Raw genomic sequence first — 26,880 nt, 5'->3', positions numbered from 1 at the left:
TGGCCGCCGAGCTCGGCGACACCGCCTCCATGAGCGTGCTGGGCGCCCTGCTGCTGCGCCGCGGCGACCTCGACGGCGCGGAACCCCATCTGCGGGCCGCCACCACCGCCGGTGACCGCGCCGCCGCCAACAACCTCGGGGTCCTGCTCCATCAGCGCGGACGTGCCGAGGAGGCCGCGGGCTGGTGGCGGATCGCCGCCGTCGCCGGTTCTGCGGCGGCCGCCCACGCCCTCGGCCGGCACTACCGCGAGCGCGGCGACGAGCCGGCGGCCGAGTATTGGCTGCGCCAGTCGGCGGAGTCCGGCCACGCCCTGGGCGCGTACGCCCTCGCCGACCTGCTGGAGCACCGCAGCGACGTCGGCGCCGAGCGCTGGTTCCGCGCCGCCGCCGAGCACGGCCACCGCGAGGCGGCGTACCGCCTGGCCCGCATCCTCGACCAGCGCGCCCACGAGCAGCGCCTGCAGGAGCAGGGCCTGGACGAGCCCGCCGGCCCCCACACCCTCGGAGGCCGCGCCTCCCAGTGCGGCCCCGGCACGCTGGGCGGCCGGGCCTCCCGCGGCGCGTCCGACGCCTCCCCGGCCGCCGACGGCCGGCCGGCCGGCCCGGGGGAGTCCGAGGCCGAGCAGTGGTACCGGCAGGCCGCCGCCCGCGGTCACCGGAGGGCCGCCCTCCACCTCGGCACGCTGCTGGAGGAGCGCGGCGACATCCAGGAGGCCGGCCGCTGGTATCTGACCTCCGCCAAGGACGGCGAGCCGCGGGCCGCCTGCGCGCTGGGCTTCCTGCTGCGGGACGCCGGTGACACCGACAGCGCCGCCGTGTGGTGGCGCCGCGCGGCGCAGCAGGGCGACGGCAACGCCGCCAACGCGCTCGGCGCCCTGCACGCCGACCGCGGCGAGCCGCAGACCGCCGAGCGGTGGTACCGCGTCGCCCTCGACGCCGGGGACATCAACGGCGCGTACAACCTCGGGCTGCTCTGCGCCGAGCAGGGCCGCGGCGCGCAGGCCGAGCAGTGGTACCGCCGCGCCGCCTACGCCGGCCACCGGGAGGCCGCCAACGCCCTCGCCATCCTGCTGCTCCAGCGGGGGGACGCGGCGGGGGCCGAGCCCTGGTTCTCCAAGGCCGCCGAGGCGGGCAGCGTGGACGCCGCGTTCAACCTCGGCATCCTCTACGCCTCGCGCGACGACGACCGTACGGCGCGGCAGTGGTACGAGCGCGCGGCCGCGGCCGGGCACACCGAGGCCGCCCTCCAGGTCGCCATGGCCCTGCTGCTCGAGGGCGAGGAGCGGGACGCGGAGCGCCATCTGCGCCTCGCCGCCGACGGCGGCAGCGCGGAGGCCGCGTTCCGGCTCGGCACCCTCCTGGAGGAGCAGGACCGCCGCTCGGCGGCCGGCGGCGACGCGGCCGACGCCTGGGCCGAGGCCGCCGCGGACGGCGGCGGCCCCGCCGAGTGTGAGGAGTGGTACGAGCGGGCGGCGCGCCAGGGGCACCGGCGCGCCCAGGTGCGCGTCGGCATGCTGGCCGCCGCGCGCGGCGACGTGGCCGAGGCGGCCCACTGGTACCGCATGGCGGCGGAGGCCGGGAGCCGCAACGGCGCCTTCAACCTGGGGCTGCTGCTCGCCCGCGAGGGCAGCGAGTCCGAAGCGGCCTTGTGGTGGACCCACGCGGCGAACGCGGGGCACGGGCGCGCCGCCCTGCGCCTGGCGCTGCTGGCCGCGCGCCGCGGGGCGCTGGCGGAGGGCCAGCGGTGGTGTGCCCGCGCGGTGGAGCTCGGGCCGGCCGAGGTCGCGGAGCGGGCGGCGCGGCTGCGCGACGCCCTCCAGCAGGAACTGTCGGCCTGAGCGTGTCGCCCTGGCCGACCCCTCGCGCGGTCCCCGGCCCGCCGGGGCTCCGGCCGCCCGGCCCTGCGTCGGAGGGCCCCTCCGTATGGGATTTGCGCTGGTCGCAAAGGTGCGGTTATAGTTGAGACACAACGACGCGGGGTGGAGCAGCTCGGTAGCTCGCTGGGCTCATAACCCAGAGGTCGCAGGTTCAAATCCTGTCCCCGCTACGAGAGCCAAGGCCCGAATCCTTCAGGATTCGGGCCTTTGGCCTATGTATGGCCCGCGCCTGCGCGGCCCCGCGCACGGCGTTGTCGATACGGCCCGCCCCACCAGGGCTTCTACCGCGAACCCGCGCGTGTCGCGATCTCGACCTGACATGGTCCGGAAAGATCGTCGCGCCCGTCCGGCCCCACCTGCCAGCATGATCCCGTGACCCCGTCGCGGGGCGGCCCGGCCGGCCGCGCGACGGCCAGGATCGGGCCGCGGGAGGCGCGGGTGGGGGAGCCGGAACAGCCGGGGAAGCCGGTCGTGCGCCGCCGCTGGTCGCCGTCAGGCGGCCGGGGAGCAGGACGGGCACAGCCCCCGGTAGGTGACCTCCACGTCGGAGACCGTGAAGCCGAAGCGCTCGGCGTCCGGCAGATCCGCCAGCGGGTTGCCGCGGGGGTGCACATCGCGCACGGTGCCGCAGCGGGCGCACACCAGATGGTGGTGCGGCCGGTGGGCGTTGGGGTCGTACCGCATCGCCCGTCGATCCGTACTGACTTCGATCACCTCGCCCAGCGAGACCAGCTCGCCGAGCGTGTTGTAGACGGTCGCGCGGGAGATCTCGGGCAGCCGCTCCGCGGCGCGGGCGTGCACCTCGTCGGCGGTGAGGTGGACGTGGTCCCCGTCGAGAACCTCGGCCACGACCCGTCGCTGCGCCGTCAGCCGCCAGCCGCGTGCTCGAAGTCGTTCCAGCAGGTCACTCATGACATTCAGCCTAACAGCGAGAGGGCGTACCCCGAACAGGTACGGTCTTTGTTCTCATCTTGACTTGGACTGAGTCCAATGTAGGATCTGTTTTGACGCAAGCCAAGTGGCAGGACGCAACGCAGGAGGCACAGGTGACGGTGCAGGACTATGCAGCGGAATCGACGGGGCCGCTGACCACGGAGTCCGGTGCTCCGGTAGCGGACAACCAGAACAGCGAGACCGCCGGTCCCGGCGGCCCGGTCCTGGTCCAGGATCAGCTCCTGCTCGAGAAGCTGGCGCACTTCAACCGCGAGCGGATTCCGGAGCGCGTGGTGCACGCCCGGGGCGCCGGCGCGTACGGCACGTTCACCGTGACGGCCGATGTCTCGCGCTACACCCGGGCGAAGTTCCTGTCCCAGGTGGGCAAGGAGACCGAGGTCTTCCTCCGCTTCTCGACGGTCGCCGGCAACCTCGGCGCGCCGGACGCGGTGCGCGACCCGCGGGGCTTCGCGGTGAAGTTCTACACCGAGGAGGGCAACTACGACCTCGTCGGCAACAACACCCCGGTGTTCTTCATCAAGGACGCCATCAAGTTCCCGGACTTCATCCACACCCAGAAGCGCGACCCGTACACCGGCTCGCAGGAGGCGGACAACGTCTGGGACTTCTGGGGCCTGTCGCCCGAGTCCACGCACCAGGTGACCTGGCTCTTCGGTGACCGCGGCATCCCGGCGAGCTACCGCCACATGGACGGCTTCGGCTCGCACACGTTCCAGTGGAACAACGAGGCCGGCGAGGTCTTCTGGGTCAAGTACCACTTCAAGACCGACCAGGGCATCAAGTGCCTGACGCAGGACGAGGCCAACAAGCTCGCCGGTGAGGACCCGGACTCCCACCAGCGCGACCTGCGCGAGGCCATCGAGCGCGGGGACTACCCGACCTGGACCGTCGGTGTGCAGATCATGCCCGCCGCCGAGGCCGCGACGTACCGCTTCAACCCGTTCGACCTCACCAAGGTGTGGCCGCACGCGGACTACCCGGTCATCGAGATCGGCAAGCTGGAGCTCAACCGCAACCCGCAGAACATCTTCGCCGAGGTCGAGCAGTCGATCTTCTCCCCGGCGCACTTCGTGCCCGGCATCGGCCCCTCGCCCGACAAGATGCTCCAGGGCCGCCTCTTCGCCTACGGCGACGCCCACCGCTACCGCGTCGGCGTCAACGCCGACCACCTGCCGGTGAACCGGCCGCACGCCACGGAGGCCCGTACGCACAGCCGTGACGGCTTCCTGTACGACGGCCGCCACCAGGGCGCGAAGAACTACGAGCCCAACAGCTTCGGCGGCCCGAATCAGACCGGCCGGCCGCTGTGGCAGGCGGTCCCCGTCACCGGGGTGACGGGCGACCACGAGGCGCCCGTGCACGCCGAGGACAACGACTTCGTTCAGGCGGGCAACCTCTACCGCCTGATGACGGAGGAGGAGAAGGAGCGCCTGATCGCCAACCTGGCGGGCTTCATCGCCAAGGTCTCGCGCGACGACATCGCCGAGCGCGCGATCAACAACTTCCGCCAGGCGGACGCTGACTACGGCAAGCGGCTGGAGGCCGCTGTCCAGGCCCTGCGAGGCTGACGGACCGCTTGCCGTATCCGGGGGCCCACTGGCGGATGATGTCGCGGACGGACACGATGCCCACGGGCTCGCCGCCGTCCATGACGATCAGATGCCGGAAGCCGCCGTGGGCCATGGCGTCGGCAGCGTCCTCCAGGGTCCACTCCGGCGCGGCGAAGACGACGTCGGTCGTGGTGTGGTCGTGGGCGAGCTCGCGGTCCGGGTCCTCGCCGAGGCCCACGGAGTTGAGGATGTCGCGTTCGGTGAGGATGCCCAGACCGCAGGTGTCGGGGTCGAGGACGACGGCCGCTCCGATGCGGCGCGCGGACATCAGAGCCGCCGCCTGACGGAGCGTATGCGTGGGTCCGATGGTGAGAACCACCGAGCTCATGGCGTCACGGACGAGCATGGACGTCAGCCACCTCCTTCGCGAAGCCCTGGGGAAGGGTTTCACAAATTCACAAACGGGGGCTCTCATCGTCACACGGTGACCGAGGGTCAACAAGAGGGCGTGCGCGCCCAGTAGTGCCGGTTCAGTAGCGCTGGTTCAGATAGCCCAGCAGATCGTTGTGGAGCAGGCCGTTGGAGGCCGCGGCGTTGCCCCCGCCGGGCCCGCGCGCCCCGTCCAGGCTGGTGAACTCGCCGCCCGCCTCCTGCACGATGATGGCGTTGGCCGCCATGTCCCACAGCGACAGCTCCGGCTCGGCGCAGATGTCCACCGATCCCTCGGCCACCATCATGTACGGCCAGAAGTCCCCGTAGCCCCGGGTGCGCCAGCAGTCGCGCGTCAGATCCAGGAAGCCGTCGAGGCGGCCCTGCTCCTCCCAGCCGCTCAGCGAGGAGTACGCGAACGACGCGTCCTCGATCCGGCTCACCTGGGAGACGTGCAGCCGGGTCGCGGAGGACAGGCTCCGCCCGCTGTAGGCCCCCGCGCCCTGCGCCGCCCACCAGCGCCGCCCCAGCGCCGGCGCCGACACCACGCCCACGACCGGCTGGTAGCCGCTCTCGCTCTGGACCATCAGGGAGATCAGCGTGGCCCACACGGGCACCCCGCGGACGTAGTTCTTGGTGCCGTCGATCGGGTCGATGATCCAGCGCCGCGGCCCGGTGCCCTCGCTGCCGTACTCCTCGCCGAGCACGGCGTCCCGGGGGCGGGCCCGCTGCAAGGCGGAGCGGATCAGCTCCTCGGCCGCCTTGTCCGCCTCGCTGACCGGCGTCATGTCCGGCTTGGTCTCGACCTTGAGGTCGAGCGCCTTGAACCGCTCCATGGTCGCCGCGTCCGCGGCGTCCGCCAGAACGTGGGCCAAGCGGAGATCATCGTGATAGTCGGGCATGAGCGAACAGTATCGAGCGGAATAGGCCCGGACCACACGGCCGTGGCCGGACGGGGCCCGCTCTGCTCCGTCAGAGCTATTGACACTCCCTGGCGGCGCGTCAATCCTGTGGCGCACAGCCGCCACGCACGCAGCGTGGCCGGGGAGGCCACCATGCCTACAGCACGTGATTCCCTGCTCGACGCCGCCTTCGCGGCGCTCTCCGCCCGGCCGTGGCCCGCCGTCCGGATGGTCGATGTCGCGGCGGCCGCCGGCGTGTCGCGGCAGACGCTCTACAACGAGTTCGGCAGCAAGGACGGACTCGCGCGGGCGCTGGTGCGCCGCGAGACCGAGGCGTATCTCGCCGGGGTGGAGCGGGCGCTGACGGAACCGGAGGACGCGGGCGCCACCGAACGGCTGGCCGCGGTGGCGGAGTGGACGGTCCGCGCGGCGCGGACCAACCCCCTCGTACGCGCGGTGCTCACGGGCTGTTGGGGCGAGCGGCTGCCGGCCCCGGCGACGGCGCCCACCGCCGTCCTGCCGGTCACGGCCCGGCTGCCCGGCCAGCGGCGCGCGGACGTGGCGCCGCCGTCCCCGACGGAACTGCTGGGGCAGGTCTGCGACCGGGCGGTGGCCGTGCTGGACGGGGGCCGGCCCCGGGACGCGCGGGAGGCGCTCTCCCGGGCGTCGGAGGCGGCCGTACGGCTCTCGCTCTCCTATGTGCTGGCGCCGGCGGCGCCCGGCGACATGTCACGCCTCATCAGAGCCGCGCTCACCCACCCCGCGGCCCGCCGGCGCGCGCCGTGGCCACCGGGCAGCGCCTCGTCCGGCTGAGACGCCGAGACCCTTCCAGGGCGACGGGCACCGGCACGCGCCCCGGGGGCTCAGTGCGAGCCGGACAGCTGGAGGCCGATCACGCCCACGATCACCAAGGTGATCGACACGATCTTCAGGGTGGAGACCAGGTCGCCGAGGAAGACCATGCCGTAGATCGCCGTCCCCGCCGCGCCGATGCCCGTCCACACCGCGTACGCCGGCCCCACGTCGAGCTTGCGCAACGACAGCGTCAGCAGGCCGAAGCTGCCGAGCGCGAAGGCACCGAAGGCGATGGTCGGCCAGAGCCGGGTGAAGCCGTGCGAGAGCTTGAGGCACACCGCGAACCCCGTCTCCAGGAGTCCGGCCACCACCACCAGCAGCCACGCCATCAGTTGTGTCCTCCCACGTCGCTGACTGCTCGTTGAGCGCACGTCCGCCGCGTTCGCCTCGATCGCCATGAGCACCGCCCGAGCTCGGGGCGCCTGGCGATGTGGCCCGGCGGGTCGCCGGACTCTCCCCCCAAGACGCGTCACCGGGGTTACTGGTTGATCGGCAGATTGATCGCCGAGGTTGACCTTGGTGCGATTATGCATTTACCGCCCCGGAGTGGCGGCAAACTTCCAATGATCAGTCATCTTCGATCAGTCAGGCCCGAGCCGCCCGCGTGTCGCTCTCGACCGGGCCGCGAGCCGCTCTCCTGCCCGACGGTCAGTCGCCTTCGCGGCGCTCGCGGGTCGACAGCAGCCGGCGCAGCGAGTACAGCCGCGCCTGCTCGGCGTGCCCGGCGGCGACCCAGTCGTCCAGGGCGCAGTCCGGTTCGTCGTGGCTGCACGCCCGGGGGCACTCCTCGGTGCCCGGTACGAGGTCGGGGAAGGCGTGGATGACCCGCGAGGGGTCGATGTGGTTCAGCCCGAACGACCGGACGCCCGGGGTGTCGATCACCCAGCCCGAGCCGTCGGGCAGGGGCAGCGCCAGGGCCGAGGTCGTGGTGTGCCGGCCCCGGCCGGTGACCGCGTTGACGTGCCCGACGGCCCGCTGCCGGTCCGGCACCAGGTGGTTCACCAGCGTGGTCTTGCCGACGCCCGAGTGCCCGACGAAGGCCGTGATCCGGCCTCCCAGCCGCTCCCGCACCCGGTCCGCCGCCGCGCCGTCGGCCAGCTCCTCGCGGTTGGTGACCACATAGCGCGTGCCCAGCGGCGCGTAGGTCTCCAGCAGCTGGTCCGCCGGGGCGAGGTCCGACTTGGTCAGCACGAGGAGCGGCTCCAGCCCCGCGTCGTAGGCGGCGACCAGACAGCGGTCGATCAGCCGCGGCCTCGGCTCGGGATCGGCCAGGGCGGTGACGATCGCGAGCTGATCGGCGTTGGCGACCACCACGCGCTCGTACGGATCGTCGTCGTCGGCGGTCCTGCGCAGTACTGATGACCGCTCCTCGACCCGCACGATCCGGGCGAGGGTGTCCTTGGCGCCGGTCAGATCACCGACGATGCCGACGCGGTCGCCCACCACCACGCCCTTGCGGCCCAGCTCGCGGGCCTTCATGGCGGTCACCGTGCGGCCGTCGACCAGACAGGTCAGCCGGCCGCGGTCGATGGTCAGCACGAAGCCCTCGGCGGCGTCCTCGTGCTTGGGGCGGATGTGGGTACGCGGCCGGCTGCCCTTGCGGCCGGGCCGGACGCGTACGTCGTCCTCGTCGGTGTGCTTGCCGTAGCGACGCATGGTGCTGGTCAGGCTCTCCGGGCCGGGGCGGCCGTGCGGGCGCCGCTGTCGAGCATCCCGGTCCACAGTCCTGTGAAGTCGGGCAGGGTCTTGCCGGTGGTCGCCACGTTCTCGACCTGGACGCCCTCGACGGCCAGGCCCAGGACGGCCGCGGCGGTGGCGAGCCGGTGGTCGTCGTAGGTGTGGAACACCCCGCCGAGCAGCGGGCGCGGCCGGATGCGCAGACCGTCCTCGGTCTCGGTGACGTCGCCACCGAGCGCGTTGATCTCCTTGGTGAGGGCGGCGAGGCGGTCGGTCTCGTGCAGCCGCAGATGCGCGACGCCGCGCAGTACGGACTCGGAGTCGGCCAGGGCCGCCACGGCCGCGATGCCCGGGGTCAGCTCGCCGACATCGCCGAGATCGACGTCGATGCCGCGGACGCGGCCACTGCCGGTGAAGGTCAGCCCCTCCTCGGTCAGCTCGCAGCTGCCACCCATCTCGGTGAAGATCTCCCGCAGCGCGTCACCGGGCTGGGTGGTGCGGGCCGGCCAGTCGGGGATCGTCACCCGCCCACCGGTGATCAGCGCCGCCGCCAGGAACGGCTGCGCGTTCGACAGATCCGGCTCGATGGTCAGGTCCCGGCCCAGCAGCGCGCTCGGCGACACCCGCCAGACGTTGCGCTCGCCACCCGAGTCCGGGGTGTCCACCTGCGCGCCCGCGGCCCGCAGCATGTCCACGGTCATCCGGATGTGCGGCAGGGAGGGCAGGGCGGCGCCGACGTGGCGGACCTCCACCCCCTGGTTGAAGCGCGGCGCCGACAGCAGCAGGGCGCTGACGAACTGCGAGGACGAGGAGGCGTCGATCTCCACGGCGCCGCCGTCCAGCGCACCCGCGCCGTGCACGGTCATCGGCAGGGCGCCGCGGCCGTCGTCGTCGATCCGGGCGCCCAGCGCCCGCAGCGCGTCGATCACGCCGTGCAGGGGGCGCTCGTACGACCGGGGGTCGCCGTCGAAGCGGACGGGGCCGTCGGCGAGGGCCGCGACCGGCGGCAGGAAGCGCATCACGGTGCCGGCGTTGCCGACATCGACGGTGGCCGGGCCGTGCAGCCCGGCGGGGATGACGCGCCAGGCCTCGCCGCTGCCCTCGGGGCCCATCCCCTCCTCGATGCCCACGCCCAGCGCGCGCAGCGCCTCGGCCATCAGCAGGGTGTCACGGGAGCGGAGCGGGCGGCGCAGCCAGCCCGGTTCGGAGGAGAGCGCGGCCAGCACCAGGGCACGGTTGGTGACCGATTTTGAACCGGGCACGCTGACGGTCGCGTCAACGGGTCCGGACGCGAGCGGAGCGGGCCAAAGAGCGGTGTGCACGGGATTACCGGTCATGGCCTTCACTTTAGTGGCTCAGGCCAAGGAGTAATCCTGATCAAAAGCGGAGAAACCGCAACGAAAGCGAGTGGAGGGGCGGCCACCGGCCGAGCGGTGCTCCAGCGGTGGCGTGGTCAGAGGCATCTCCCACCTCCCGCCTCTCGGTGGCTCTCGGCGGCCCTTGGCCCGTCAGAGGCCGAGCAGCCAGCGCCCGCCGCCGATCAGCGAGCAGAGCGCCACCGCGTGGAACAGGAACAGCCACAGCCCCGCCGGCACGTTCGTCAGCCGGGAGAGCTGATCGGCGTCCGAGTCCGGGGCCGCCCCGCCGCGCCGCTTGCCCTGGAGTTCGAAGACCGGCCGCACCCCGCCGAGCAACAGGAACCACACCACCGTATAGGCGAACCCGGCCTGGACCTCCGGCTCGGTCAGCCAGGAGACGAGGAAGAACGCCGCGCCGGTGAGGACGACGGTCAGCACGCCGTAGGCGTTGCGGATCATGACCAGCATGGCGGCCAGCAACAGTACTGAGCCCCACAGCAGCGCGGTGATGTGACCGGCGGCGAGCAGCCAGGCGCCGCCCAGGCCTATCAGGGACGGTGCCGTGTAGCCCGCCGCGGCGGTCAGGATCATCCCCAGTCCTGTCGGCTTGCCGCGGGAAACGGTCAGCCCCGAGGTGTCCGAGTGGAGCCGAATCCCTTCGAGCCGGCGGCCGCTCAGCAGCGCGACGAGGCCATGGCCGCCCTCGTGCGCGATGGTGACGGCGTTGCGGCTCAACCGCCAGGCGCCGCGCGGCAGTACGGCGGCGAGCGCGAGCACCCCCGTCACCGCGACCAGCCAGACGGGCGGGTGCGGCTGCGAGCCCATGACGCGGTCCCAGAGCTCGGTGAGGGAGGTGGTGTCCGTGCGTGCCGCGGTGCTCGCGGCGGCCGTGCTGTCCATGGGGGTGGGGCTCTCTTGTGGGGAAGTACGGGCGTCGTGGCAGTGTGGCAGCTATGTGCGGTCGATACGCAGCGAGCCGGAAGCCGGAGGACCTCGTCGGGATATTCGACGTGGCGAAGTGGGAGCCGACGGAGACCATCGCCCCGGACTGGAACGTGGCCCCGACGAAGAGCGTCTACGCGGTGCTGGAGCGCCCCGAGCGGGGCAGCGGCTCGCGGGAGCCGGTGCGCCAGCTCAGGACCCTGCGCTGGGGGCTCGTGCCCGGCTGGGCGAAGTCGCCCGACGTCGGGGTGAAACTGATCAACGCCCGGGCGGAGACGGTCCACGAGAAGCCCTCGTTCCGGCAGCCCTTCGCCCAGCGCCGCTGCCTGCTCCCGGCCGACGGCTACTACGAGTGGGCCACCGGCACGGCCGAACGGCGGCTGGAGGAGCAGGGCAAGCGGAAACGGGCCCGCAAGCAGCCGTACTTCGTCACCCCTGTCGACGGGTCGGTCATGGCACTGGCCGGCCTGTACGAGTTCTGGCGGGACCGGACGCTGCCCGACGACCATCCGCAGGCGTGGTGGGTGACCTGCACGGTGGTCACCACGGAGGCGGAGAGCGAACCGCTGCCCGGGGGCGGCGCGGGGGAGGGCGGTCCGGTGTCGCTCGCCGACATCCACCCCCGGATGCCGCTCGTGCTGCCGAGGGAGCGGTGGGAGCGGTGGCTCGACGCGCGGTGCACGGACCCCGACGACCTGCGTTCGCTGCTGCAGCCGCCGCCACCGGGGCTCGTACGGGCCTATCCGGTGCCGACGGAGGTCAGCGATGTGCGGACGAACGGCCCGCAGCTGGTGACGGAGATCGAGGCGCCGGAGGAGGGCACGCTGTTCTGAACGGGGCGCCGGGCGCCTCGTGGGCGCTTCCTCGGGCGAGGATGGGCCCCATGAGCGAGCACCTCACCGCGACGGACGCCGAGACCGTCGCCACCCCCGCGGGCGACGCCCGCGTCCACTGGCACCGTGCCCCCGAGCCCCGTCTCGCCCTCGCCCTGGGCCACGGGGCCGGCGGCGGGATCGAGGCGAAGGACCTCCGGGCCCTGGCCGCCGGGCTGCCGGCGCGCGGCGTCACGGTCGCCCTGGTGGAGCAGCCCTGGCGGGTCGCGGGCAAGAAGCTGGCACCCGCCCCGAAGGCCCTGGACGCGGCCTGGACGGCCCTGTGGCCGGCGCTGGAGCGGGCGGGCGTCCCCGTCGTCGCCGGCGGGCGGAGCGCGGGCGCCCGGGTCGCCTGCCGCACGGCGCGCGACCTCGGCGCGCACGCCGTCCTGGCCCTCGCCTTCCCGCTGCACCCGCCCGGCAGGCCGGAGCGCTCCCGCGCGGACGAGCTCGTCGGGAGCGGGCTGCCCACGCTCGTCGTGCAGGGCGGCAATGACCCTTTCGGCCGCCCCGCGGAGTTCCCGTCGCTGCCGAGCGGTGGAGAACTGGTCGAGGTGCCGCACGCCGATCACGGTTTCGCGGTGCCCCGGAAGGCGCCGCTGACGGGCGAGGAGGCCATGGAACTGATCACGGGGGCGGTGGCCGGCTGGCTGGACGGTTTCGGCGTCTGAAACCGGGACGGCCTCCGCGTCCGGAGCCGGGACGCCGGAACCGGGAGGGCCTCGGCGTCCGAAACCGCTGCTGGCGGCCGGGAATGCCACAGCGGCACACCGTGTTGTCCGAAGCGTCCGTGTCCCACGGCACACCGCACGAGGAGAGGGAGTCCGCCGCATGGGTTCGATCCATTGCCCGCCCCGCCCGCAGGCCATGACCATGGCCCAGTGGCCTCAGCCGTCGGTGACGGGGGGCGCTCTTATTGGAGCGGCGGGTGGACCGGATCGTCGTCTATCCTCCGATTCGAGCGGGTCCGCATTCGGTCTCGCCACGGCGTTGGAGGAGGTGGGTCCGGTCGCTGGCACGGACGCGGGGGCCGATGACGGCCAGGCGGCCCAGGCACGGGAGACGGCCGAGACCGCCGAGGTCACCGAGACGACGGGCGAGCGCAACGCGCGCTTCGAGCGCGACGCCCTGACCTTCCTCGACCAGATGTACTCCGCGGCGCTGCGCATGACGCGCAATCCCGCCGACGCCGAGGACCTGGTCCAGGAGACGTACGCGAAGGCCTACGGTTCCTTCCACCAGTTCCGCGAGGGCACGAACCTCAAGGCCTGGCTCTACCGCATTCTCACCAACACCTTCATCAACTCCTACCGCAAGAAGCAGCGCGAGCCCCAGCGCAGCGCGGCGGAGGAGATCGAGGACTGGCAGCTCGCCCGCGCCGAGTCGCACATGTCGACCGGCCTGCGCTCGGCCGAATCCCAGGCGCTCGACCACCTGCCGGACTCCGACGTCAAGGAGGCCCTTCAGGCCATTCCGGAGGAATTCCGCATCGCGGTCTACCTGGCGGATGTCGAGGGGTTTGCGTACAAGGAGATCGCGGACATCATGGGAACCCCCATCGGCACGGTGATGTCGCGGCTGCACCGCGGCCGCCGCCAGCTGCGGGGTCTGCTTGAGGATTACGCCCGGGAGCGCGGGCTCGTTCCCGCCGGGGCGGGCGCCGCGTCGACCGAGTCGCACGACAGGAAAGGCTCGGGCTCATGAGCTGCGGAGACCCGCACGAGACGGACTGCGCGGAGATTCTCGACCACCTCTACGAGTTTCTCGACCACGAGATGCCGGAGGGCGAGTCCGCCAAGTTCGAGGGGCACATCGACGAGTGCTCGCCGTGCCTGGAGAAGTACGGCCTGGAGCAGGCCGTGAAGAAGCTCGTGAAGCGGTGCTGCGGGCATGACGACGTCCCCGCCGACCTGCGGGCGAAGGTCATGAGCCGGATCGAGCTGATCCGGGCCGGCGAGGCGGTGCCGGAGCAGTCGGTGCTGGAGCAGGCGGTCGCCGAGCGGCGTGCCGCCGCGGCCGCGGCCGCGCAGGGCCGCCAGGCGGAGCGGACCACCGCCCCCTCGGCGCCCTCCGGCCCCGGGGAGCCCGTGGCCGACCAGGCGGCGGACTCCGTCTGACGTCCGATCTCCGGGCCCGCCGATCTTCGGGACCGGCCCCTGGGCCGGCCACCGTCCGGCCCCTTTCCGTCCGGCGAACCGTTTCTGTGGACCGCTCCGGCGGACTCTTCCGAGTGGGCACTCCCGTGACCTGATCCGGGGTGCTGACGCGGTACGCGTGCCCACTCCGCGCCCGCCCCGCCGCCGTGCCACCGCCCGCCGTCAACCGCGCGCGTACGCCGCCCCGTTGGCCCTCTCAGGGCCGACCTCATGGCCGACGCGGGCAGGCCGCTCACCGCCCCTCCTCTCCCCGCCCGACCACGCCCCGCTCCCGTACGGCGGGCGCCTGCCCCCGTACGGCCACGGCATGCCTCCGCACGGCCGGAGCCCCCCGATGTTCCCCGTCTCGCCCGGTCGCGCCCCGTCGCGCGAGTGAGCGAACCCATGGGTAATGAGCGGCTCTCAAGACGGGCATGGTTGGATGCGAAGAAGAGGCGCTGAGGGGGGTATACAGGCGGCAGGGAGCAAAGGTGGGCGTCGGCACCCAGGCGGGAACCGCGGTCGGTGCCCGGGCCCGCGCCCGGGCTGAGACGGCGGCCGATCTGTGGCAGGTTGGCACCGGGGTGGCCGAGGGGGGTGTGGTGCGGTAGGGGGACGTCCTGGCCGCCATCGGCTGATGGCGGCGGCCGGCACTCGCCCGGCACACAGGCGGCACAGGAGAAGCGACCGGCAGGCGGGAATTGTGAGGATCTTCGGCAAGGTACGGCATCGGCCCTCGGCTTCGTGGCGGCAGGCGACCGACCGTGCGTTCACGCTGATCGGGGACGGCCGGTACGAAGACGCCAGCGCACTGCTGACCCGCGCCGCCGACCTGGAGCCCTGGCTCTCGGAGTCCTGGTTCAACCTGGCCCTGCTGCACAAGTTCCGGCACGACTGGGAGCAGGCGCGCGCGGCCGGGCTGCGCGCCGTCGCCCTGCTGGACCGGGACGCGGGGGCGCCCGACTGGTGGAACGTGGGGATCGCCGCGACCGCCCTCCAGGACTGGCCGCTGGCCCGCAGGGCCTGGCAGGCGTACGGGCTGAAGGTGCCCTCGGACGGGTCGCCGTCCGCCCCGCCGGTCGGCATGGAGCTGGGCAGCGCCGCCGTCCGGCTCTCCCCGGAGGGGGAGGCCGAGGTCGTCTGGGGCCGCCGGCTCGACCCCGCCCGGATGGAGGTGCTCTCCATTCCGCTGCCCTCGTCCGGGCGGCGCTGGGGCGAGGTGGTGCTCCACGACGGGGTGCCGCACGGCGAGCGCACCACGGCCGCCGGGCCCTCGTACCCCGTCTTCGACGAGATCGAGCTCTGGGCGCCCTCACCGGTGCCCACGTGGGTCGTGATGCTGGAGGCCGCCACGGAGGCCGACCGGGACGCCCTGGAGCGGCTGGCGGCCGACGCGGGCTTCGCGGCGGAGGACTGGTCGTCGTCGGTGCGGCTGCTGTGCCGGATGTGCTCCGAGAGCCGGATGCCCAGCGACGAGGGCGAGGGCGAGCGCCATCTGGACCCGCACGACCACAGCGAGCCGGGCCACCCCGGCCCGCTCGGCCACCGGACCGAGGGCGAGCTCTGGGTTCCCGAACGCGAGTGCGGTATCGCCGCCCCGCCGGGGCTGGTGCGGGGGCTGCTCGACGGCTGGGCCGCGGACAGCCCGGACACCCGCGAGTGGCGGGACCTCGAAGAGGTCTGCTGACCGACGCGCCCATGACGCGGAGCGACCGCGTTACGGCGTTCCGAGCCCGAGCCGTACTCTGTACGGGCGGAGCGCGCCAGGGTGAGCGCATCGCATCACGGAGTGAGGAAGGCGTACGGCGGACATGGCGCAGCAGGACAGCGGGGGGCAGCAGGTGACGGAGGAGACGTCGGCCTCGGAGTTCATCGATGACACGGTGGACGCCGACGAGCGGGAGAAGGCGCACCGCGAGCGCGGCACGGCCCGGCCGATCACCGTCGTGGGCAACCCCGTACTGCACAAGCGGTGCAAGGACGTGGAGCGGTTCGACGACGACCTGCTGCGGCTCGTGGACGACATGTTCGCCAGCCAGCGGGCCGCCGAGGGCGTGGGCCTCGCCGCCAACCAGATCGGTGTCGACCTGCGGGTCTTCGTCTACGACTGCATGGACGACCAGGGCGTGCGGCACGTCGGCGCGATCTGCAACCCCGTGATCGAGGACCTCCCGGCCGACCGCAGGGTGCTGGACGACTCCAACGAGGGCTGCCTCTCCGTCCCCACCGCCTACGCCCCGCTGGCCCGCCCGGACTACGCGATCTGCCGGGGCCAGGACCTGGAGGGCAAGCCGATCGCGGTCGAGGGCACGGGCTACTTCGCCCGCTGCCTCCAGCACGAGACGGACCACCTCGACGGCTACCTGTACATCGACCGGCTCTCCAAGCGGGACCGCAAGGACGCGCTGCGGCAGATGGCCGAGGGCACGCCGCGCTACGAGACGGTCCCCAACGACTGACGCGCGTACGGCGAAGGGCCCCGCTCTGGATCACCGGAGCGGGGCCCTTCGCTTACGCCCGGCAGAACCCGAGCCCGCGGCCGCCGCCCCGCGTCGCCACGGGGCGGCGCGGGGCGGACGGCGGGATCAGCAGACCCGTGCGATCGGTCCGGGGAACGTGATCAGAAGTCCTCATCGAAGTCGACGGAACCCTCGACGGCCACCTGGTACGCGGACGGGCGGCGCTCGAAGAAGTTCGTCAGCTCCTGGACGTTCTGGAGCTCCATGAAGGAGAAGGGGTTCTCCGAGCCGTAGCGCGCCGGCAGGCCCAGGCGGCGCAGCCGCTGGTCCGCCACGCACTCCAGGTACTCGCGCATGGAGTCGGTGTTCATGCCGGCCAGGCCGTCACCGCACAGGTCGCGGGCGAACTGGAGCTCGGCCTCCACGGCCTCCTCCAGCATGGCCGTGACCTGCTTGCCCATCTCCTCGTCGAAGAGGTCGGGCTCCTCCTGGCGCACGGTGTCCACCACCGAGAAGGCGAAGTCCATGTGCATGGACTCGTCCCGGAACACCCAGTTGGTGCCGGTCGCCAGGCCGTGCAGCAGACCGCGGGAGCGGAACCAGTACACATAGGCGAAGGCGCCGTAGAAGAACAGGCCCTCGATGCAGGCGGCGAAGCAGATCAGGTTGAGCAGGAACCGGCGGCGGTCGGCCTTCGACTCCAGGCGGTCGATCTGCTCCACGGAGTCCATCCACTTGAAGCAGAACTGCGCCTTCTCCCGGATGGAGGGGATGTTCTCCACGGCCGCGAAGGCCGCCGCGCGGTCGTCCGGGTCGGGGAGGTAGGTGTCCAGCAGCGTCAGATAGAACTGGACGTGCACGGCCTCCTCGAAGAGCTGGCGCGACAGGTACAGGCGCGCCTCCGGGGAGTTGATGTGCTTGTAGAGGGTGAGCACCAGGTTGTTCGCCACGATCGAGTCACCGGTGGCGAAGAAGGCGACCAGGCGCCCCAGCAGGTGCTGCTCCTCGGGGGAGAGCTTGGCCAGGTCGGCCACGTCGGAGTGGAGGTCGACCTCCTCGACCGTCCAGGTGTTCTTGATCGCGTCACGGTAGCGCTCGTAGAACTCGGGGTAGCGCATGGGCCGCAGGGTGAGTTCGAACCCCGGGTCGAGCAGGTTCTTGCTCGCCGACGCGGTCTTCTCGGGGGACGGGGTGGTCATTACTGGCATGCCTCGCAGGACTCGGGGTTTTCCAGGGAGCAGGCGACGGCGTCCGCGGCCTCGGCCACCTGCTGAACGGGGAGGGGGGCCGCGGCACGCGCGGACTGGGCGATCCGGGTCGCCGGGCGCGAGCGCAGGTAGTACGTGGTCTTCAGGCCCTTCTTCCAGGCGTAGGCGTACATCGAGCTGAGCTTCCCGATGGTCGGCGAGGCCATGAAGAGGTTCAGCGACTGGCTCTGGTCCAGGTACGGCGTACGGTCCGCGGCCATGTCGATCAGCGCGCGCTGCGGGATCTCCCACGCCGTGCGGTACAGATCGCGGATCTCCTGCGGCACCCAGGCGAAGTCCTGCACGGAGCCGTTGGACTCGCGCAGCGCCTCCCGGGTCTGCGCGTCCCACACGCCCAGCTTCTTCAGGTCGTTCACCAGGTACGAGTTGACCTGGAGGAACTCACCACTGAGCGTCTCGCGCTTGAACAGGTTCGACACCTGCGGCTCGATGCACTCGTAGACACCCGCGATGGAGGCGATGGTCGCCGTCGGGGCGATCGCCAGCAGCAGGGAGTTGCGCATCCCGGTGGCGGCGATACGGGCACGCAGCGCCGTCCAGCGGTCCGTCCAGCGCTGCTCCACGCCGTAGTGGTCGGGGTGGAGCACACCGCGCGCGGCGCGGGTGGCGGACCAGGCCGGGTGGGGCCCGTGGCGCTCGGCGAGGTCGCAGGAGGCCTCGTACGCCGCGAGCATGATCCGCTCGGCGATGAGGGTGGAGAGCCGGGCGGCCTCGGGCGAGTCGAACGGCAGCCGGAGCTGGAAGAAGACGTCCTGGAGGCCCATCGCGCCCAGGCCGACGGGGCGCCACTTGGCGTTGGACCGCGCGGCCTGCTCGGTCGGGTAGAAGTTGATGTCCACGACGCGGTCGAGGAAGGTGACGGCGGTCCGCACGGTGGCGTCCAGCCGCTCCCAGTCGATGGCCTCGTCCAGCGAGTGCTCCCCGGGCCGCACATGGGCACCCAGGTTGACCGAGCCGAGGTTGCAGACGGCCGTCTCGCCGTCGTTGGTGACCTCCAGGATCTCGGTGCAGAGGTTCGAGGAGTGGACCACGTTGCCGGGCTCGGCGGTCTGGTTCGCCGTACGGTTCGCGGCGTCCTTGAACGTCATCCAGCCGTTGCCGGTCTGCGCGAGGGTGCGCATCATGCGGGCGTACAGCTGGCGCGCCGGGATCGTCCTGCGGGCCAGGCCCTGCGCCTCGGCCTCGCGGTAGGCGGCGTCGAACTCCGCGCCCCACAGGTCGACCAGGTGCGGCACATCGGCGGGCGAGAACAGCGACCAGTCGGTGTCGGCGTCGACCCGGCGCATGAACTCGTCCGGAATCCAGTGGGCGAGGTTCAGGTTGTGGGTGCGCCGCGCCTCCTCACCGGTGTTGTCGCGCAGCTCCAGGAACTCCTCGATGTCGGCGTGCCAGGTCTCCAGGTAGACACAGGCGGCGCCCTTGCGGCGGCCGCCCTGGTTGACCGCGGCGACCGAGGAGTCGAGGGTGCGCAGGAAGGGGACGATGCCGTTCGAGTGACCGTTGGTGCCGCGGATGAGCGAGCCGCGGGAGCGGATGCGGGTGTACGGCAGGCCGATGCCGCCGGCGTGCTTGGAGAGCCGGGCGACCTGGTGGTAGCGGTCGTAGATCGAGTCCAGCTCGTCCAGCGGCGAGTCCAGCAGATAGCAGGAGGACATCTGCGGGTGACGGGTGCCGGAGTTGAAGAGGGTGGGGGAGGAGGGCAGGTAGTCCAGCCGGCTCATCAGCCCGTAGAGCGCGGCCACCTCGTCCACGGCGCGGTCGCTGTCGTCCTCGGCCAGGCCGGCGGCGACGCGCAGCATGAAGTGCTGCGGGGTCTCGATGACCTGCCGGGTGATGGGGTGGCGCAGCAGATAGCGGCTGTGCAGGGTGCGCAGGCCGAAGTAGCCGAAGCGGTCGTCGGCGCCGCCCGCCAGCGCCTCGTCCACCAGGGCGTCGAGCCGCCGGGCGTGCTGCCGCACGAACGCGGCCGTGCCGTCGGCGATCAGGCCCTCGCGGTGGCCGACGGCCACCGAGGCGGAGAAGGACACCGCGCCCTGGCCGGCGGCCTCGTCGGCGATGGCGCGGGAGAGCAGCCGGGCGGCGAGCCGGGAGTACTCCGGGTCCTCGGAGATCAGACCGGCCGCGGCCTCGGTGGCGAGCGACCGCAGCTCCGCCTCGTCGGAGCCGGCGTGCCGGCCCCGCAGCGCGGCCGCGGCGACCCGCCCGGGGTCCGTCGAGGGCAGATCGGCGGTGAGGTCGGTCAGGGTGCGCAGCAGCGCGGTCCCGGGACCGTCGGCGCTCCGGTCGGACGCGTGCTGTGCCGCGGACGCGTCTGAAACAGGATCGGCGGGCGCGATGGTCACGTGGTGCTCTCCCTCGCTCGGCTGGGGGCCGCGTGGGGGTGCGGGGAGCGCTGACGGCACAGGGCACGGCGTTCCTGGGGAACGGGCGCGTTCTCGCCACACAGCGTCCACCGGCCCAACCCGCGAGGCCCGGACGTCACGACGCCCGGTCGGTCGATCCGGGCGTGACTGTCGGCAGGTCCTCGGACTTGGGTGCGCAAAACATGCACTTCCACACCGTTGCGGGACAGTTCCGGATTCCCACCGGATTCCCCTGCGGCGACAGCGAGCACGAGCATACATCTTGTGTCGTGGGTCAGGTGCGGCACCAGATGTTGTGTCGTGGGCTGCGTGCTCGGCCGGGCGTGCGGTTTGCAACGGGGAAGGGGCGCCGCCCCTTCAGAGAGGGAGCGGCGGCCCGGGTGCGAACGGTCGACCGTGTCTTTTTCGGTCAGCAGCAGCGGAAGCCCTCGCGTGGATCGGCCTCCCGGGCGTCCATCCGGCGGCGCTCGAACTCGCGCCGACCGAGGACGTCCGCGCGTGGGTCTCGGGCGCGCGCGTGGGCGACATAACGGTCGTACGCGGCCTCGCCGGACGCCTCGCGCCAGAACCAGCGGAACCGGGCGGCGGCCCTCCGGATCGACGACAGTACGGTGCGAGGGCCGGCGGCCTTCCGGATCGACGACAGTACGGTGCGAGGGCCCGGAACCCTCCCGCCCGACGGCAGTACGGTGTCCCCGCTCATGGCGTGTGCCCCGTACGGGTGCCGGTGCCGCCCTCGCTCCCCGCGCCCGCCGCGGCCAGTTCGGCCTTCTCCTCCCGGGTCGGGAAGAGCGCGGCCGGGGCGACGAGCGTGGACTTTACGTACGGCGTCTCCTTGAGCGGCGCCGCGGCGGGGTTCCGGACGGCCTTGACGCACATGCGCGCGGCGTCCGCGATCACCACCAGGATCAGGAGCGCGAAGAGGGCGGAGAGAACCCCGTCCACCGTGGAGTTGGTCACCACGGTGTGCATGTCGTCCAGGTTCTTGGCGGGCGGCAGCACCTTGCCCGCCTCGATGCCGTCCTGGTACTTGTCCCGCTGGGCGAAGAAGCCGACGCGCGGGTCGTCGGAGAAGACCTTCTGCCAGCTCGCGGTGAGGGTGACCGCCGCGTCCCAGACCAGCGGGATGCCCGTCACCCACGCCCACTTGAGGCGCCCCGACTTCACCAGCAGGGTGGTGCAGACGGCGAGCGCCACCGCGGCGAGCAGCTGGTTGGCGATGCCGAAGAGCGGGAAGAGCTGGTTGATGCCGCCCAGGGGGTCGTGGACGCCCACCCACAGGAAGTAGCCCCAGGCGCCCACGACGACCGCGCTGGCGAACCACAGGCCGGGCTTCCAGGTGATGTCCTTGAAGGGCTTGTAGAGGTTGCCCAGGGTGTCCTGGAGCATGAACCGGCCCACCCGCGTTCCCGCGTCGAGGGTCGTCAGGATGAAGAGCGCCTCGAACATGATGGCGAAGTGGTACCAGAACGCCTTCATGCCGTGGCCGCCGAAGACCTGGGAGAAGATCTCCGACATGCCGATCGCGAAGGTGGGGGCGCCACCGGTCCGCGACAGCAGGGTCTGCTCCTCGACGGCCTTGGCGGCGGCCGTGAGCTGGTCCGGGGTGATGGTGTAGCCGAGGTTGGCGACTGCCTGGGAGGCGGACTGCACGGAGTCGCCGATGACGCCGGCGGGGGCGTTCATCGCGAAGTACAGCCCCGGGTCGATGACACAGGCGGCGATCAGCGCCATGATCGCCACGAACGACTCCATCAGCATGGAGCCGTAGCCGATCATCCGGATCTGGGTCTCCTTCTGGATCATCTTCGGGGTGGTGCCCGAGGAGACCAGGGAGTGGAAGCCGGAGAGCGCGCCACAGGCGATGGTGATGAAGACGAACGGGAAGAGGGAGCCGGCGAAGACGGGCCCGTCGCCCCGCGCGGCGAAGTCGGTGATCGCCTCCATCTTCATGGTGGGCAGCGCCACGACCACGCCGATGGCCAGCAGACAGATGGTGCCGATCTTCATGAAGGTCGACAAGTAGTCACGCGGCGCGAGCAGCATCCACACCGGCAGCACCGACGCCACGAAGCCGTACACCGCCATCGAGACGACCAGCGTGCTCGGCTCCAGGGTGAAGGCGTCGGCCCAGGAGGACTCGGCGACCCAGTTGCCGCCCACGATCGCGAGCAGCAGCAGCGCCACGCCGATCACGGAGACCTCGGTGACCCGGCCGGGCCGCAGCACCCGCAGGTACACGCCCATGAACAGCGCGATCGGAATGGTCATCGCGATGGAGAAGGTACCCCAGGGGGAGCCGGCCAGGGCGTTGACGATGACCAGCGCCAGCACGGCCAGCAGGATGATCATGATGGCGAAGACCGCGATCAGGGCCGCCGCACCGCCGAGCGGGCCGATCTCCTCACGGGCCATCTGCCCCAGCGACTTGCCGTCCCGGCGCGTGGAGAAGAACAGGGTCACCATGTCCTGCACCGCGCCGGCGAAGATGACACCGGCCACGATCCAGATGGTGCCGGGCAGATAGCCCATCTGCGCCGCCAGCACGGGGCCGACCAGCGGGCCCGCGCCGGCTATGGCCGCGAAGTGATGGCCCAGCAGCACCCGGCGGTCGGTGGGGTGGAAGTCGACGCCGTCGTCGTGGCGTTCGGCCGGGGTGGCGCGGGTCTTGTCGACCTTGAGCACCCGGCGCGCGATGAACCGGGAGTAGAAGCGGTAGGCGATGGCGTACGAGCCCAGGGCGGCGGCCACCATCCAGGCGGCCGAGACCTCCTCGCCGCGCGACAGGGCGAGCACGGCCCAGGCGGCCGCGCCGATGAGGGAAACGGCGGTCCAGATGGCCATGGACCGTGGGGACACGCGGCGCTGGGGGGTCTTCGGTGGTGCTGGCTCTGGCATGGCACGTGCTCCGTTCCCGCTTGGTGATCTCCCTCGTAACGTGCGGGAAATCTAAGCCAGCGCTCTTGCCACCGTCACTACCCGTCCGCATACCGGTACGGCTACGGTGACGAAGTCGCAGGTGGGCGGGGGCCGTCAGTCGGCGGGACGCTGGAGCCGGGCGACGAACTTGTAGCGGTCGCCGCGGTAGACCGACCGCACCCACTCCACGGGGCGGCCCTCCGCGTCCAGGGAGTGGCGCGAGAGCATCAGCATCGGCAGGCCCACGTCCGTGCCCAGCAGCCCGGCCTCGCGCGGGGTCGCCAGGGAGGTCTCGATGGTCTCCTCGGCCTCCGCCAGCCGCACGTCGTAGACCTCCGCCAGAGCGGTGTAGAGGGAGGTGTACTTCACCAGGTTGCGGCGGAGCGCCGGGAAGCGCTTGGTGGACAGATGGGTGGTCTCGATGGCCATGGGCTCGCCACTGGCCAGCCGGAGCCTTTCGATCCGCAGGACGCGGCCGCCGGTCTCGATGTCGAGCAGGGAGGCCAGCCGGTCGTCGGCCGTCACATAGCCGATGTCGAGGAGCTGGGAAGTGGGCTCCAGGCCCTGGGCGCGCATGTCCTCGGTGTAGGAGGTCAGTTGCAGGGCCTGGGACACCTTGGGCTTGGCGACGAAGGTGCCCTTGCCCTGGATGCGCTCCAGCCGGCCCTCGACCACCAGTTCCTGGAGCGCCTGGCGCACGGTGGTGCGGGAGGTGTCGAACTCGGTGGCGAGCGTGCGCTCCGGCGGGACGGGCGTTCCGGGCGGCAGGGTTTCGGTCATTTCCAGCAAATGGCGCTTGAGCCGGTAGTACTTGGGCACGCGCGCGGTACGGGTGCCGTTCCCGCCCTCGGCCGCGGCCGGACCGCCGCCCGCGTCGGTCTTCATGACCAGCCTTCCCGGCTCCTGTCCTGCTGCCTGTCCTGCTGCCGTCACCGGCTCCTCCGTCTTCAGCGGCTCACATCGTGGCACGGCCTTGGACCCGGGCGGCCTCATCGCGCGGATCAGCCCAGATGTCGGTCCGGTAACGGAGCCGACAGCGACTCTTATACACCCTTGACACCCCAAAAGGTCTAGGCCAAGCTGCGGGCACTGGTCTAAACCATTAAAGACCACATCCAGCCTGTAGGGGAGAGTGCTGTGCGGCGTGGACTCATAGCGGCGACGGGTGTCGTGGCGATGTTGGCGAGTGTCGCGGCCTGTGGGTCCGGCTCGGGTTCCTCCGGTGGCGACGACAAGACGCTGACCGTGTGGTTCATGGACGGGTCCAACCCGGCGCAGTGGACGAAGGACGTCACGGCCGAATTCGAGAAGAAGACCGGCGCCAAGCTGAAAATCGAAGTCCAGAAGTGGAACGGCATTCAGCAGAAGCTGACCACGGCGCTGTCGGAGGCCAACCCGCCGGACGTCATCGAGCTCGGCAATACGCAGACCGCCGCGTACGCCGCCTCCGAGGGCCTCGCCGATCTCGGCGAATTCAAGAAGGAACTCGGCGGCGACCAGTGGCTGGAGTCGCTGAACAAGCCCGCCGTGCACAACGGCAAGCAGTACGCCGCCCCGTGGTTCGCCCTCAACCGCGTGGTGGTCTACAACAAGAAGATCTGGGCCGACGCGGGCGTCACGGAGACCCCCAAGACGCGCGAGGACTTCTTCAAGGCCCTTGACAAGATCAAGGAGACCGGCAAGGAGCCGCTCTACCTGCCGGGCCAGAACTGGTACGTCCTCAACGGCCTGACCGTCGAGAAGGGCGTCGACCTCGTCAAGAAGGACGGCGCCAAGTGGGTCAGCAACCTCGACGACCCCAAGGTCGGCGAGGCCATGGAGATCTACCGGAAGTTCCAGTCCTACTCCCAGGCCCCCAAGGACAAGGACGAGAAGCTGCCCGATCAGGGCACCGTCTTCGCCAAGGGCAATGTGGGCGCCTTCATCGGCATGGGCTGGGAAGCGGCCGGAGCCATCAAGGCCAACCCGGCCATCGAGAAGGAGATCGGCTACTTCACCATCCCGGGTGAGACCGCCGACAAGCCGGCCGGTGTCTTCCTGGGCGGGTCGAACCTCGCCATCGCGGCAGGCAGCAAGAAGCAGGAACTGGCCCGGGAGTTCCTCAAGATCGCTCTCTCCGACACGTTCGAGGGCCGGCTCGCCAAGGAGGCGGGCGTGATCCCGAACAAGGAGGCGCTGAAGGGCAACCTCAAGGGCCACGCCGCCGCCGAGGCCGCCGCGCCCGCCGTGCCCTTCGGCGGCACCACCCCGCTGATCCCCGAGTGGGCCGCGGTGGAGAACGAGCCGAACCCCATCAAGGGCTACATGACCGCCGTGCTGAACGGCCAGAGCCCCGCCGACGCGGCCAAGGCCGTCGAGGGCGAGATCAACAAGCGGCTCGCACAGAAGCAGTGACCCGTCGGGTTCCGTCACGGACCGGTTCGCCGGTCCGCGGCGGAACCCGTCCCCTTGGCACGGCCGGCGCGACGGCGCGCGCGGCACGGGAGGAAGACCGCAGCATGTCCGTTCAGTCCCAGGAGGCCGGGACCGTCACCCCGGCGGGAACGGCGAAGAGATCGGGGCCCCCGGGGGCCTCCCCCGGCCGGCGCACGGGCCCCGGGCGCCGGTCCCTGGCCACGCCGTATCTGCTGTTGCTGCCCGCGCTGGCCGCCACCGCGGTCTTTCTCGGCTGGCCGCTGATCCGCAACGCGATGATCTCCTTCCAGGAGCTCAACCGGCGGCAGCTCATTCTGCGCCTGACCGAGTGGGTCGGCTTCGACAACTACGCCGACACCCTCTCCAACGAGGAGTTCTGGCGGGTCACCGGGCGCTCGGTGGTCTTCACCGGCGTCAATGTGGTCCTGATCATGGTGGCGGGCACGCTGATCGGCCTGCTGCTCGCCCGGCTCGGCACCCGGATGAGGCTGCTGCTCTCGGTGGCACTGGTGCTCACCTGGGCCATGCCGGTGATCGCCGCGACCACGGTCTACCAGTGGCTCTTCGCCGGCCGCTTCGGCGTCGTCAACTGGGTGCTGGACGCGCTCGGCTGGCACTCCATGGCCGACCACAACTGGCTCGGCAGCCAGCTCTCCACCTTCTTCGTCATCACCCTGCTGATCGTCTGGCAGTCCGTCCCCTTTGTGGCGATCAACCTCTACGCGGCGACGACGACCATTCCCAAGGAGCTGTACGAGGCGGCCCGCATGGACGGCGCCGGCACCTGGAAGATCTTCACCTCGGTGACCTACCCCTTCCTCAAGCCGTTCTTCCTCGCCACGACCTTCCTCGAGGTCATCTGGGTCTTCAAGTCGTTCGCCCAGGTCTTCGCGATCAACAAGGGCGGGCCCGACCGGCTCACCGAGACGCTCCCCGTCTACGCCTTCGTGGAGGGATTCGGCAATCAGCGCTTCGGTATGGGCGCGGCCATCTCCCTGCTCACCATCCTCATCCTGCTGGCCCTGATGTCCTATTACCTCCGCGTCGTTCTGAAGAATGAGGAGGACGAGCTGTGAAGCGCTCGCTCCTCGGCCGGATCTGGCCGAACGCGACGGCGATCGTGCTCTTCATCGTCTTCGCCTTCCCCGTGTACTGGATGTTCAGCACGGCCTTCAAGCCGACCGGCGACATCATCGCCGAGGACCCGGTGTGGTTCCCCTTCGACGCCACCCTGGAACACTTCGAAACGGCCGTCTCCGCGGAGAACTTCTGGACGTTCCTGCGGAATTCCATCGTGGTGACGGTCGCCGCGGTGGTCCTGTCCCTGCTCATCGCGCTCTTCGCGTCCTTCGCCATCGCGCGCATGCGATTCAAGGGGCGCAAGGGCGTCATCCTCACCTTTATGATCGCGCAAATGGCCCCCTGGGAGGTCATGATCATTGTGATCTACATGATCGCGCGCGACGCGGACGTCCTCAACAGCCTTGTGCCGCTCACCCTCTTCTACACCGTCATGGTGCTGCCCCTGACCGTTCTGACGCTCCGCGGCTTCATCGCCGCCGTGCCCAAGGAACTCGAGGAATCCGCCATGGTGGACGGCTGTACCCGGATCATGGCCTTCCGAAAGGTCATCTTCCCGCTGCTGGCACCCGGGCTGATGTCCACCTCGCTCTTCGGCTTCATCACCGCGTGGAACGAATTCCCGCTGGTGCTGGTCCTCAACAAGGAGGCCGAATACCAGACGCTGCCCCTGTGGCTCTCCGGTTTCCAGAGCGCGTTCGGCGACGACTGGGGCGCCACCATGGCCGCCGCCTCGATCTTCGCCCTGCCGATTCTGATCCTCTTCCTGTTCCTGCAACGCAAGGCGGTCGGCGGCCTCACCGCCGGCGCAGTGAAGGGATGACA

At 71.3% G+C, this 26,880-nt stretch carries 24 protein-coding genes, 1 tRNA gene and 1 riboswitch; of the genes, 13 read left to right on the top strand and 12 right to left on the bottom strand.

The window, feature by feature from the left end; translation table 11 throughout:
- Positions 1 to 29: 29 nt before the first annotated feature.
- Both ACSNOD_RS00225 and ACSNOD_RS00220 read left to right on the top strand, forming a co-directional pair.
- Positions 30 to 1,838: a tetratricopeptide repeat protein gene (locus ACSNOD_RS00225; protein WP_436764645.1), complete on the top strand. Its 1,809-nt coding sequence runs from the start codon at positions 30 to 32 to the stop codon at positions 1,836 to 1,838.
- Between the two features lie 135 nt (positions 1,839 to 1,973).
- Positions 1,974 to 2,047 (top strand) — tRNA-Met (locus ACSNOD_RS00220).
- 322 nt (positions 2,048 to 2,369) lie between these two features.
- Here ACSNOD_RS00220 and ACSNOD_RS00215 read toward each other — a convergent pair.
- Entirely contained in the window at positions 2,370 to 2,789 is a 420-nt protein-coding gene (locus ACSNOD_RS00215; RefSeq protein WP_436764603.1) for a Fur family transcriptional regulator, read from the bottom strand.
- 134 nt (positions 2,790 to 2,923) lie between these two features.
- On the opposite strand from ACSNOD_RS00215, the gene ACSNOD_RS00210 reads away from it, so the two are divergent.
- Positions 2,924 to 4,399: a catalase gene (locus ACSNOD_RS00210; RefSeq protein WP_436764602.1), complete on the top strand. Its 1,476-nt coding sequence runs from the start codon at positions 2,924 to 2,926 to the stop codon at positions 4,397 to 4,399.
- Here ACSNOD_RS00210 and ACSNOD_RS00205 read toward each other — a convergent pair.
- Positions 4,326 to 4,787: a CBS domain-containing protein gene (locus tag ACSNOD_RS00205; protein WP_436764601.1), complete on the bottom strand. Its 462-nt coding sequence runs from the start codon at positions 4,785 to 4,787 to the stop codon at positions 4,326 to 4,328. The genes ACSNOD_RS00210 and ACSNOD_RS00205 overlap by 74 nt on opposite strands.
- 124 nt (positions 4,788 to 4,911) lie before the next feature.
- Positions 4,912 to 5,712 (bottom strand): histidinol-phosphatase, encoded by an 801-nt coding sequence (gene hisN / locus ACSNOD_RS00200; protein ID WP_436764600.1) that lies wholly within the window; start codon positions 5,710 to 5,712, stop codon positions 4,912 to 4,914.
- A 153-nt stretch (positions 5,713 to 5,865) separates the two neighbouring features.
- On the opposite strand from hisN, the gene ACSNOD_RS00195 reads away from it, so the two are divergent.
- Positions 5,866 to 6,525: a TetR/AcrR family transcriptional regulator gene (locus tag ACSNOD_RS00195; protein ID WP_436764599.1), complete on the top strand. Its 660-nt coding sequence runs from the start codon at positions 5,866 to 5,868 to the stop codon at positions 6,523 to 6,525.
- A 50-nt stretch (positions 6,526 to 6,575) separates the two neighbouring features.
- On the opposite strand, the gene ACSNOD_RS00190 is transcribed toward ACSNOD_RS00195, so the two are convergent.
- From ACSNOD_RS00190 to ACSNOD_RS00175, 4 genes are all read right to left on the bottom strand, one after another.
- Entirely contained in the window at positions 6,576 to 6,896 is a 321-nt protein-coding gene (locus tag ACSNOD_RS00190; RefSeq protein ID WP_436764598.1) for a DMT family transporter, read from the bottom strand.
- Positions 6,897 to 7,215: 319 nt separating this feature from the next.
- Positions 7,216 to 8,223, bottom strand: a complete 1,008-nt coding sequence (gene rsgA / locus ACSNOD_RS00185; RefSeq protein ID WP_436764597.1) for a ribosome small subunit-dependent GTPase A — start codon at positions 8,221 to 8,223, stop codon at positions 7,216 to 7,218.
- An 8-nt stretch (positions 8,224 to 8,231) separates the two neighbouring features.
- A complete protein-coding gene (gene aroA, locus ACSNOD_RS00180; protein ID WP_436764596.1) occupies positions 8,232 to 9,581 on the bottom strand; it encodes a 3-phosphoshikimate 1-carboxyvinyltransferase in 1,350 nt (449 codons plus the stop codon).
- Between the two features lie 171 nt (positions 9,582 to 9,752).
- The gene (locus tag ACSNOD_RS00175) at positions 9,753 to 10,502 is read right to left on the bottom strand and encodes a M50 family metallopeptidase (RefSeq protein WP_436764595.1); all 750 of its coding nucleotides are present in this window, start codon (positions 10,500 to 10,502) and stop codon (positions 9,753 to 9,755) included.
- A 53-nt stretch (positions 10,503 to 10,555) separates the two neighbouring features.
- Between ACSNOD_RS00175 and ACSNOD_RS00170 the strand changes: the two genes are divergently transcribed.
- The 6 genes from ACSNOD_RS00170 to def all read left to right on the top strand — a co-directional run bounded on the left by ACSNOD_RS00170 (position 10,556) and on the right by def (position 16,010).
- Entirely contained in the window at positions 10,556 to 11,377 is an 822-nt protein-coding gene (locus ACSNOD_RS00170; RefSeq protein WP_436764594.1) for an SOS response-associated peptidase, read from the top strand.
- 50 nt (positions 11,378 to 11,427) lie between these two features.
- On the top strand, positions 11,428 to 12,087 hold the full coding sequence (locus ACSNOD_RS00165; protein WP_436764593.1) for an alpha/beta hydrolase family protein: 660 nt from the start codon (positions 11,428 to 11,430) through the stop codon (positions 12,085 to 12,087).
- 328 nt (positions 12,088 to 12,415) lie between these two features.
- Positions 12,416 to 13,120, top strand: a complete 705-nt coding sequence (locus ACSNOD_RS00160) for a sigma-70 family RNA polymerase sigma factor (RefSeq protein ID WP_436764592.1) — start codon at positions 12,416 to 12,418, stop codon at positions 13,118 to 13,120.
- Positions 13,117 to 13,533: a mycothiol system anti-sigma-R factor gene (gene rsrA, locus ACSNOD_RS00155; protein WP_436764591.1), complete on the top strand. Its 417-nt coding sequence runs from the start codon at positions 13,117 to 13,119 to the stop codon at positions 13,531 to 13,533. Before ACSNOD_RS00160 ends, rsrA begins: the two co-directional genes overlap by 4 nt.
- 721 nt (positions 13,534 to 14,254) lie before the next feature.
- Positions 14,255 to 15,238 (top strand): tetratricopeptide repeat protein, encoded by a 984-nt coding sequence (locus ACSNOD_RS00150; protein ID WP_436764590.1) that lies wholly within the window; start codon positions 14,255 to 14,257, stop codon positions 15,236 to 15,238.
- Positions 15,239 to 15,362: 124 nt separating this feature from the next.
- Positions 15,363 to 16,010: a peptide deformylase gene (gene def, locus ACSNOD_RS00145; protein ID WP_436764589.1), complete on the top strand. Its 648-nt coding sequence runs from the start codon at positions 15,363 to 15,365 to the stop codon at positions 16,008 to 16,010.
- Positions 16,011 to 16,171: 161 nt separating this feature from the next.
- Here def and ACSNOD_RS00140 read toward each other — a convergent pair whose 3' ends face one another.
- From ACSNOD_RS00140 to ACSNOD_RS00120, 5 genes are all read right to left on the bottom strand, one after another.
- The gene (locus ACSNOD_RS00140; RefSeq protein ID WP_436764588.1) at positions 16,172 to 17,209 is read right to left on the bottom strand and encodes a ribonucleotide-diphosphate reductase subunit beta; all 1,038 of its coding nucleotides are present in this window, start codon (positions 17,207 to 17,209) and stop codon (positions 16,172 to 16,174) included.
- Entirely contained in the window at positions 17,209 to 19,620 is a 2,412-nt protein-coding gene (locus ACSNOD_RS00135) for a ribonucleoside-diphosphate reductase subunit alpha (RefSeq protein ID WP_436764587.1), read from the bottom strand. The genes ACSNOD_RS00140 and ACSNOD_RS00135 overlap by 1 nt, the downstream gene beginning before the upstream one ends.
- Before the next feature lie 156 nt (positions 19,621 to 19,776).
- Positions 19,777 to 19,898: riboswitch (cobalamin riboswitch) on the bottom strand.
- Positions 19,899 to 20,050: 152 nt separating this feature from the next.
- Entirely contained in the window at positions 20,051 to 20,248 is a 198-nt protein-coding gene (locus tag ACSNOD_RS00130; RefSeq protein ID WP_436764644.1) for a YbdD/YjiX family protein, read from the bottom strand.
- 92 nt (positions 20,249 to 20,340) lie between these two features.
- Complete coding sequence (locus ACSNOD_RS00125; RefSeq protein WP_436764586.1) at positions 20,341 to 22,539, bottom strand: carbon starvation CstA family protein; 2,199 nt, start codon at positions 22,537 to 22,539, stop codon at positions 20,341 to 20,343.
- Between the two features lie 135 nt (positions 22,540 to 22,674).
- Entirely contained in the window at positions 22,675 to 23,445 is a 771-nt protein-coding gene (locus tag ACSNOD_RS00120) for a GntR family transcriptional regulator (protein WP_436764643.1), read from the bottom strand.
- Between the two features lie 252 nt (positions 23,446 to 23,697).
- Between ACSNOD_RS00120 and ACSNOD_RS00115 the strand changes: the two genes are divergently transcribed.
- The 3 genes from ACSNOD_RS00115 (at position 23,698) to ACSNOD_RS00105 (ending at position 26,878) form a co-directional block, all read left to right on the top strand.
- Entirely contained in the window at positions 23,698 to 24,954 is a 1,257-nt protein-coding gene (locus tag ACSNOD_RS00115) for an extracellular solute-binding protein (RefSeq protein WP_436764585.1), read from the top strand.
- A 104-nt stretch (positions 24,955 to 25,058) separates the two neighbouring features.
- The gene (locus ACSNOD_RS00110; RefSeq protein WP_436764584.1) at positions 25,059 to 26,051 is read left to right on the top strand and encodes a carbohydrate ABC transporter permease; all 993 of its coding nucleotides are present in this window, start codon (positions 25,059 to 25,061) and stop codon (positions 26,049 to 26,051) included.
- The gene (locus ACSNOD_RS00105; RefSeq protein WP_436764583.1) at positions 26,048 to 26,878 is read left to right on the top strand and encodes a carbohydrate ABC transporter permease; all 831 of its coding nucleotides are present in this window, start codon (positions 26,048 to 26,050) and stop codon (positions 26,876 to 26,878) included. The genes ACSNOD_RS00110 and ACSNOD_RS00105 overlap by 4 nt, the downstream gene beginning before the upstream one ends.
- Positions 26,879 to 26,880 lie beyond the last annotated feature (2 nt).

The sequence above is a fragment of the Streptomyces sp. URMC 123 genome (assembly GCF_051386515.1).
GTDB lineage: Bacteria > Actinomycetota > Actinomycetes > Streptomycetales > Streptomycetaceae > Streptomyces.
Note: the sequence above shows the minus strand (reverse complement) of the source record. Positions and strands in the feature narration are given on the sequence as shown.